Genomic DNA, 7,450 nt, shown 5'->3' with positions numbered 1-7,450 from the left:
GTGCAGGCGATCGAAAAAGCGTTGGCCGAGAAGTCATATCGCGGGGCAAGCCCGCTCCTACAGGTGGGAGCGGGCTTGCCCCGCGATGCTGTTAAATCACTCAAATCAATAGTACTGGGCCACTCAGGCGGCTCATCCTATCCTCAGGCGCATTCCTACTTCTCTGGAGCGCCCCATGTCCACCACCGCACTGTTCACTCCCGTCCAGCTGGGCGCTCTTGCGCTGCCAAGCCGTGTGGTCATGGCACCCATGACGCGCACCTTCTGCCCCGGTGGCGTGCCGCATGCCAAGGTGGTCGAGTATTACCGTCGGCGTGCCGCCGCAGGTGTCGGGCTGATCATTACCGAAGGTACCACGGTCGATCACAAGGCTGCCAACGGCTATCCGAACGTGCCGCGCTTCCATGGCGAAGACGCCCTGGCTGGCTGGAAAAAGGTTGTTGATGCCGTGCATGCCGAAGGCGGACGCATCGTCCCGCAACTCTGGCATGTGGGCAGCGTGCGGCGTCTGGGTACCGAGCCGGACGCCAGCGTGCCCGGCTACGGTCCGAGCGAGAAGGTCAAGGACGGTCAGGTGGCGGTCCACGGTATGAGCCATGACGATATTCGTGAGGTTATCGAGGCCTTCGCCCAGGCCGCTCGCGATGCTCAGGCCATCGGTATGGACGGGGTGGAGATCCACGGGGCCCACGGCTACCTGATCGACCAGTTCTTCTGGGCGGCCAGCAACCAGCGCACTGACGAATACGGTGGCGATCTGGCCGGGCGCTCACGCTTTGCCATTGAACTGATTCAAGCGGTGCGCGCGGCGGTCGGCCCTGACTTCCCGATCATCTTCCGGTTCTCGCAGTGGAAGCAGCAGGACTACACTGCTCGCCTGGTCGAAAGCGCCGAGGCCCTGGGTGCGTTCCTGCAGCCGCTGGTCGACGCCGGTGTGGATATCTTCCACTGCTCCACCCGGCGCTTCTGGGAGCCGGAATTCGAAGGCTCCGAGTTGAACCTGGCCGGCTGGACCCGTCAGCTCACCGGCAAGCCAACCATTACCGTCGGCAGCGTCGGCCTGGATGGCGAGTTCCTGCAGTTCATGGTTGCTACCGACAAGGTGGCGCAGCCGGCCAGCCTGGAGAATCTGCTGACCCGCCTGAACAATGACGAGTTTGATCTGGTTGCCGTGGGCCGCGCCTTGCTGGTCGATCCGGATTGGGCCGCCAAGGTCCGTGACGGCCGTGAACAGGACATCCTACCGTTCAGCCGCGAGGCGCTGACGACTCTGGTTTGATCGTCAGGGCTGCCGGAGGCTGGCGCACGATCGTGCTCTGGCCCTGGCGGCAAGCATCGTGCAGGTGGCTTTCGAACTGCTCGACAATCGCTGGCCAGCCTTGACGGCTGGCGTGCTGGCGAGCATTCAGGCGCACCCGACGCAGCGCTTCGGCGTCTTCCACCAGCCAGTTACAGGCATCGATAAACGCGTCCTCATCACCCGGCATGGCCAGCGCACCGCTGTGACCGTGACGGATGTGCTGGGCCGCGGCGGCTTGATCATAGGCCACCACACCCAGCCCTGAGGCCAGTGCTTCGAGCACTACGCTGCCGAAGGTTTCGGTCAGGCTGGGGAACAGGAAAATATCTCCCGACGCGTAGTGTTCGGCCAGGGCTTCACCTCGTTGGGCACCACAGAACAGGGCGTCGGGCAACTGTTGCTGGAGCGCGCTGCGCTGCGGGCCGTCGCCGACCACAATCAACTTGATCCGCCGCTGTGGATAGTTTTGTTGTGCAGCCTGCAGGCATTGCTGGAGCATGCCGAGGTTCTTTTCCGGCGCCAGGCGCCCGACATGCAGCAGGGCGATGTCATCATTTTCCAGGCCCCACTGTTCCCGTAGCGCCTGGCTGCGTCTTCCCGGGTTGAACAGTTGACTGTCAACGCCGTGCCCTAGAAGGGTCAGGTTATCGAAGCCGCGACGTTGCAGTTCAAGGCGCTGGCTGACGCTGGGCACCAGCGTGGTGTGTGTGCGCCGATGAAACCAGCGCAGGTAATGCGTGAGCATCCGTGCCAGCAGTCCCAGGCCGTAGTCGCTGGCGTACTGATGGAAGTTGGTGTGAAAGCCGCTGACCACGGCGATGCCCAGCCTGCGTGCGGCCCGCAGGGCACTCAAGCCCAACGGCCCTTCGGTGGCGATGTACAGCACGTCCGGACGCTGCCGACGCCAGCGGCGAATCAGCTTGTGCATCGACACCTGGCCCCACTGTAATCCCGGATAGCCCGGCAACGGCCAGCCGCGGCACAGCAGGTGCGGTTGGTCATTGCCAGCCGCAGGATCATCGGCCTGGCGCGGGCGCACCAGCTCGACTCGATGGCCGCGCTCCAGCAAGCCTTCGCTGAGGCGGCCAAGGGTATTGGCCACGCCATTGATTTCCGGTGGGAAGGTTTCGCTGATCAGGGTGATATGCAGGGACGGTGCGCTCATGAAGACCAGTTTCAGCGGCCTCGATTGCGCTGCTGTGACGCATTCATGACTGATTTATGACGTCCGATTTTCGGCGTTTTCCAGCAGAAAATATTTCCCAGGAAGACACTCAAGAATGTCTGACAATCAGCCGATGCAGAAGCATTCGAATGATCGATTTCGCTCCAGGAGAGCGTTGATGTTCAACAGCAAACTGAAAAAAGAAAACCTCCAGCTGCGCGAAGAGCTGCTGTCCATGGAGCAGGTCAAGAGCAGCCTCGACAGCGAGATGCTGGTACTGCAGCTCGACCCCCAAGGGCGGATCGAATCGGTCAACAGCAATTTCGAGAAGGAGATGCTGTACAGCAACCATCAATTGATCGGACGCAACATCGAAGAAATCGTGCCGGCCCACGTCAAGCAGCTGGATTTTTACCAGCGCATGAAGGCCGCCATTACCCGTGGCGAGCACCTCAACGGCGCGTTCCGTCTGCTCCGTGGCAATGGCGAGGAGGCCTGGCTGCGCTCGATTCTGCAGCCGGTGAAGAGCAGCGAAGGGCGCTTGAAGTACTTCACCCTGCACTCCAGCGACCTGACCCGCACCATCGAAACCTCGCGTGAACATGAAAGCCTGATCAAGGCGCTGATGCGTTCTACCGCCGTGATCGAGTTCAACCTGCAAGGTGAAGTGCTGACCGCCAATGATCGCTTCCTGCAGACCATGGGCTATCGCCTGGAGCAGGTGGTCGGCAAGCATCATCGGCAGTTCTGCGAGCCGGAGGAGTACAACTCCCCGGGCTACCAGGCGTTCTGGGACAAGCTGCGTCGCGGCGAATTCGTCGCCGAGCGCTTCAAACGGGTGGACGCTCATGGTCGGGTGGTGTGGCTGGAGGCCTCCTACAACCCGATCATCGATGCCCATGACGTGCTCTACAAAGTGGTCAAGTTCGCCACGGTGATCACCGATCAGGTCAATCAGGAAATCGCCGTGGCCCAGGCTGCGGATATTGCCTACAGCACGTCGCTGGAAACCGACAACAGCGCGCGCAGCGCCACTGCGGTGGTGACCCAGACCGTGGAGGTGATGCGCGGCCTGGAGTCTTCCATGCAGGAGGCGGCCAATGGCATCGAGGCGCTGGACAAGCAGTCTCAGGTCATCGGTTCGATCATCAAGACCATCAGCGACATTGCCGGCCAGACCAACCTGCTGGCACTCAACGCCGCTATCGAGGCCGCCCGCGCCGGTGAGCAGGGGCGTGGCTTTGCGGTGGTGGCTGATGAAGTCCGGCAACTGGCTTCGCGTACCAGCGCTGCCACCGAAGAAATCGCCCGTGTGGTGCAGCAGAACGAACAATTGGCCAAGGCCGCGGTGGATATCATCGACAGCAGCAAGCGCCAGGCCGAACAGGGCCTGACCCTGGCTGGGCAGACTGGCACGGTGATTGTCGAAATCCAGGACGGGGCGAAGAAAGTGGTCAATGCGGTGGGGCAGTTCTCCAGTCAGCTTAGTAGCTGATAGCCGCAGCGCGTGGGAACACTCTCGGGGGGGGGGGGTTTGCGGTGGGGTTGTGGTTTGTTTGCCGGGTGGGAGTGGGGGGGAAAACCCGCTCCCACCGGGGGCTAACTTCAGAGCGGCTTGTTGAAGAACGCGCTTAGTGTGGCAGTGACTGCCCGCGCACCGGTGGTAATCGCAGGCAGCTCAACGACAAAGCCAGGCGTATGGTTCATCGCCGCCGGCAGTTGTTTCTTCTCTATCAGGTTCTTGTACACGTCCGGTTTACCCGAGCCCACCTCAAGGAACAGCACCTTGGTGTCCGGGTAAGGGCTGGCCAGCATGTGAAAGTCCTCCGAGCCCATCAGCGGCGGCATGCCAGGCAGTACTTTGTCAGCGCCCAGCTGCTGCACCAGCGCGGCCTGGGCCAGTTCGGTCTGCGCCTTGCCGTTGACCACCGGGGTGGCATAGCCCTTCATGGTGTATTTGGCCTGGTAGTCGGCCGGCATGTCGTTCATCACCAGCACGCCGCTGGTGACCGATTTGATCCCGGCAATCAGCCGATCGCGCACCTGTTGGTCATACCAGCGCAAATTGAGCTTGAGCGTGGCACCGACCGGGATGATGTTGTTGTTCACCCCGGCCTGGAAGGCACCGACGGTGAGTACCGCGGGTTTGGATTGATCGACCATGCGGCTGATGATGGTCTGGTACCCCATCACCGCCATGGCCCCCATCACCACCGGGTCCTTGGTCACATGCGGGGTTGATCCGTGGCCACCGATGCCCGGCAGCTCGACGTCGATCTGGTCGGTGCCGGCCAGGCGCGGCCCTTCGCGCAGGCCGACGCTGTCGGCCGGGTAGACCGGCGATACATGCGCGGCCAGCAGCACATCCGGTTTCGGCGCAAAGTCGTAGAGACCGTTGTTGACCATGGCGCTGGCGCCTTCGAGGATTTCTTCCGCCGGCTGTGCGACCAGTACCAGGGTACCCGACCACTGGTCCTTGAGTTCGGCCATGACCTTGGCCACCTCGATCAACCAGGTGGTATGCGCATCGTGACCGCAGGCATGCATGACCGCCTGGCTGGGGTTGCCGAGCCAGGGCGTGACTTTGCTGCTCTGGTAGGGCAGGCCGGTGGCCTCTTTGATCGGCAGGGCATCCATGTCGGCGCGGTACATCACCACCGGCCCCGGACCGTTGCGCAGGATACCGACGACGCCGGTGGTGCCGATTGCGGTCTTCACCTCAAAGCCCTGCGCTTTTAGCGCCTTGGCCACCAGCGCGGCGGTTTCTTTCTCCTGGAAGGCCAGTTCCGGGTTGCGGTGCAGCTGTTTGAACAGCTCGACCATCTGCGCCTCGTCCTGTTTTACCAGACTGTCGATGCGAGTGTTGAGGTCGGTTGGCGCAGCGTGTGCCGAAAGGGCGCTGAAACAGGCAAGGGCAAGAACGCTAGGGCGAAGAGGCAAAGGCATGGCGTAAATCCTTGTACGGATAATTATTGTTCTGAGGGCTGTGTTGCATGGGCAAACAAGTCTGTGTATCTATGCCTGGTGCGTCCAATGCAAAAATAATCAAGGATTGATGCGGTGACCGAATCAATTGATTTGAAGCGAATTCGCCATCTGGTGTTGCTCAGCGAGGAGTTGCACTTCTCCCGAGCGGCCGAGCGGGCCAACCTTTCGCAGACTGCCTTCAGCCGCAGCATTCAGTCACTGGAAGCCGATCTCGGCGTGCGCCTGTTCGACCGTGACACCCGTTCGGTGATGCTCACCGCCGCCGGGCGGCAACTGTTGGCAAGCGGGCGAGAGTTGCTCGGTTGTGCCGGGCGGCTGGTTGCCGAGGCCAATCACATTGCCCAGGCACAAGGCGGCGAGTTGAATTTCGGCGCCGGCATGATGGCGGCCAACTTGTACCTGCAGGATGCGCTGACCGTGTTGCGCAAGCGTCTTCCCAAGCTGGTGATGAAGGTCGAAGTCAACCACTGGAACCAGCTGGTTCAGCGTCTGGAACAGGATCAGATCGAGTTCTTCGTCGCCTACACCTGTGACCCGGCCCGCCAGACCGATCCGCGATTCGATATCACCCCGTTACCTGCGGTGCCTGCTTCCGTGTTTTGCCGGGGCGATCACCCGCTGATTGAGCAAAGGTCCGCACCCAGTCGCCAGCAGCTGCTGGACTATCCGTGGAGTTCGGTGCTCTTCGATGAGATAGCCCCGGCACGCTTGCGTGAACTGTTGGGGTTGGCCGAAGGCACGGTGGCGCCGCTGGACCTGGGCTGCAATGACTTGCAGTTGTTGCGGGGGACGACGCTGGGTAGCGACTCGCTGCTATTTACTTGGCGAGCCTGGCTTGAGGAAGATTTGCGCACTGGTGCGATCCGCGACCTGGGTGCGTTGCTGCAGCCCGGTTTTCCCGGTGGCGGCTGCAGCATCGCCAGTGCGATTGTCTGTCATGCGGGGCGTACGTTGTCGCCGATTGCGCGTCAGGCCATCGAGTTGATCAAGGCCGCCGCCTGAGCGCCGCGATCAGCGCTCACGCACCCAGAACAACGTGGCGCCCGCCACGGCGGCCGGCATCATCAGGATATTGAGGAACGGCACCAGCAGCACCAGGTACACCGAGCCGCCAAAGCCCAGGCTCTGCCAGCGCTTTTCGCGCAGCCAGGCGAGCATGTCCTGCCAGCTCATCTTGTGGTTATCCGCCGGGTAGTCGATGTACTGGATGGCCATCATCCAGATACCGAACAGCAGCCACAACGGTGCGGCGATGATGTTGATCACCGGGATCAGCGAGAGGATGAACAGGGCAATCGCCCGTGGCAGGAAATACCCCAGCTTGCGCATCTCGCGGCCCAGGGTGCGCGGCACCATGGCCGCCAGTTCAGCCCAGCTGAAGGCGGGGAAATCGTCGGTGCCACGTACCACCACTTCGACCTTTTCCGCGAGAAAGCCATTGAACGGCGCAGCAATAATGTTGGCCAGCATGGTGAAGGTGAAGAACACCATCAGCGCCACCAGCAGCACGAACAGCGGCCAGATTACATAATTGAGGAAACTCAGCCAGCTCGGCAGGCTGGGCATCAGTGAATCGACCCAGAGGCTGAACTGATGGCCAGCAAAATAGATCAGGCCGACGAACAGCAGCAGGTTGACTGCCAGGGGCAGCAACACGAACAGGCGCAGGCTCGGGCTCAGGACCAGTTTCAGTCCTTCGCGCAGGTACTGAGGGCCAGAGAGGACAGGGGCTTGCATAGGGAACTCCGGGTAAAGGCAAACGCGCTGACCTTACCGAGTTTGAGCGGCCGACGAAAGCGTGGCGCAAGCGGGGACACGGGCTGTAACAAAAGCTCGGCAAGCTACAGGGCCTAGCTTCATAGGCAAACAGCTGTAGTCCCTGATGATGAATAGAGTCGGCCTATAAGGTGGATTGTCTAAGGATATTTCCTTAATCTCTGCGGCCTCGCTAAAGTGCGCACATCTTTTCAACGCCTTCGAATTCAAATCTTCAAGGA

At 61.4% G+C, this 7,450-nt stretch carries 6 protein-coding genes and 1 pseudogene; 4 read left to right on the top strand and 3 right to left on the bottom strand.

What is annotated here, in order from left to right; genetic code table 11:
- Positions 1–175 precede the first annotated feature (175 nt).
- On the top strand, positions 176–1,279 hold the full coding sequence (locus ACO6VD_RS23045) for an NADH:flavin oxidoreductase (protein ID WP_422422301.1): 1,104 nt from the start codon (positions 176–178) through the stop codon (positions 1,277–1,279).
- On the opposite strand, the gene ACO6VD_RS23040 is transcribed toward ACO6VD_RS23045, so the two are convergent.
- On the bottom strand, positions 1,248–2,465 hold the full coding sequence (locus ACO6VD_RS23040) for a glycosyltransferase family 4 protein (RefSeq protein ID WP_422422300.1): 1,218 nt from the start codon (positions 2,463–2,465) through the stop codon (positions 1,248–1,250). The two genes, ACO6VD_RS23045 and ACO6VD_RS23040, sit on opposite strands and share 32 nt — an antisense overlap.
- A 115-nt stretch (positions 2,466–2,580) precedes the next feature.
- On the opposite strand from ACO6VD_RS23040, the pseudogene ACO6VD_RS23035 reads away from it, so the two are divergent.
- Together ACO6VD_RS23035 and ACO6VD_RS23030 are read left to right on the top strand one after the other, a co-directional pair.
- Positions 2,581–3,414 (top strand): annotated as a pseudogene (locus ACO6VD_RS23035) (PAS domain-containing protein); the annotation flags it as partial.
- Positions 3,400–3,960: a methyl-accepting chemotaxis protein gene (locus ACO6VD_RS23030; RefSeq protein ID WP_422422305.1), complete on the top strand. Its 561-nt coding sequence runs from the start codon at positions 3,400–3,402 to the stop codon at positions 3,958–3,960. The pseudogene ACO6VD_RS23035 and the gene ACO6VD_RS23030, both read left to right, overlap by 15 nt.
- 110 nt (positions 3,961–4,070) lie before the next feature.
- Here ACO6VD_RS23030 and ACO6VD_RS23025 read toward each other — a convergent pair whose 3' ends face one another.
- Complete coding sequence (locus tag ACO6VD_RS23025) at positions 4,071–5,411, bottom strand: amidohydrolase (protein WP_422422299.1); 1,341 nt, start codon at positions 5,409–5,411, stop codon at positions 4,071–4,073.
- Between the two features lie 114 nt (positions 5,412–5,525).
- Here ACO6VD_RS23025 and ACO6VD_RS23020 point away from each other — a divergent pair, with 114 nt between their 5' ends.
- Positions 5,526–6,455 (top strand): LysR family transcriptional regulator, encoded by a 930-nt coding sequence (locus tag ACO6VD_RS23020; RefSeq protein ID WP_422422298.1) that lies wholly within the window; start codon positions 5,526–5,528, stop codon positions 6,453–6,455.
- 9 nt (positions 6,456–6,464) lie between these two features.
- Here the strand turns inward: ACO6VD_RS23020 and cysZ are convergent, their stop codons facing one another.
- Complete coding sequence (cysZ, locus tag ACO6VD_RS23015) at positions 6,465–7,190, bottom strand: sulfate transporter CysZ (protein ID WP_422422297.1); 726 nt, start codon at positions 7,188–7,190, stop codon at positions 6,465–6,467.
- Positions 7,191–7,450: the final 260 nt, after the last annotated feature.

The organism is Pseudomonas sp. GZD-222 (assembly GCF_049310525.1).
Taxonomy (GTDB): Bacteria; Pseudomonadota; Gammaproteobacteria; order Pseudomonadales; family Pseudomonadaceae; genus Aquipseudomonas.
Note: the sequence above shows the minus strand (reverse complement) of the source record. Positions and strands in the feature narration are given on the sequence as shown.

Excerpts from the sequence above, each read along its gene's own strand:
- cysZ (WP_422422297.1), bottom strand. The coding sequence starts at position 7,190 with ATGCAAGCCCCTGTCCTCTCTGGCCCTCAGTACCTGCGCGAAGGACTG.
- ACO6VD_RS23040 (WP_422422300.1), bottom strand. The coding sequence starts at position 2,465 with ATGAGCGCACCGTCCCTGCATATCACCCTGATCAGCGAAACCTTCCCA.
- ACO6VD_RS23025 (WP_422422299.1), bottom strand. The coding sequence starts at position 5,411 with ATGCCTTTGCCTCTTCGCCCTAGCGTTCTTGCCCTTGCCTGTTTCAGC.
- ACO6VD_RS23045 (WP_422422301.1), top strand. The coding sequence starts at position 176 with ATGTCCACCACCGCACTGTTCACTCCCGTCCAGCTGGGCGCTCTTGCG.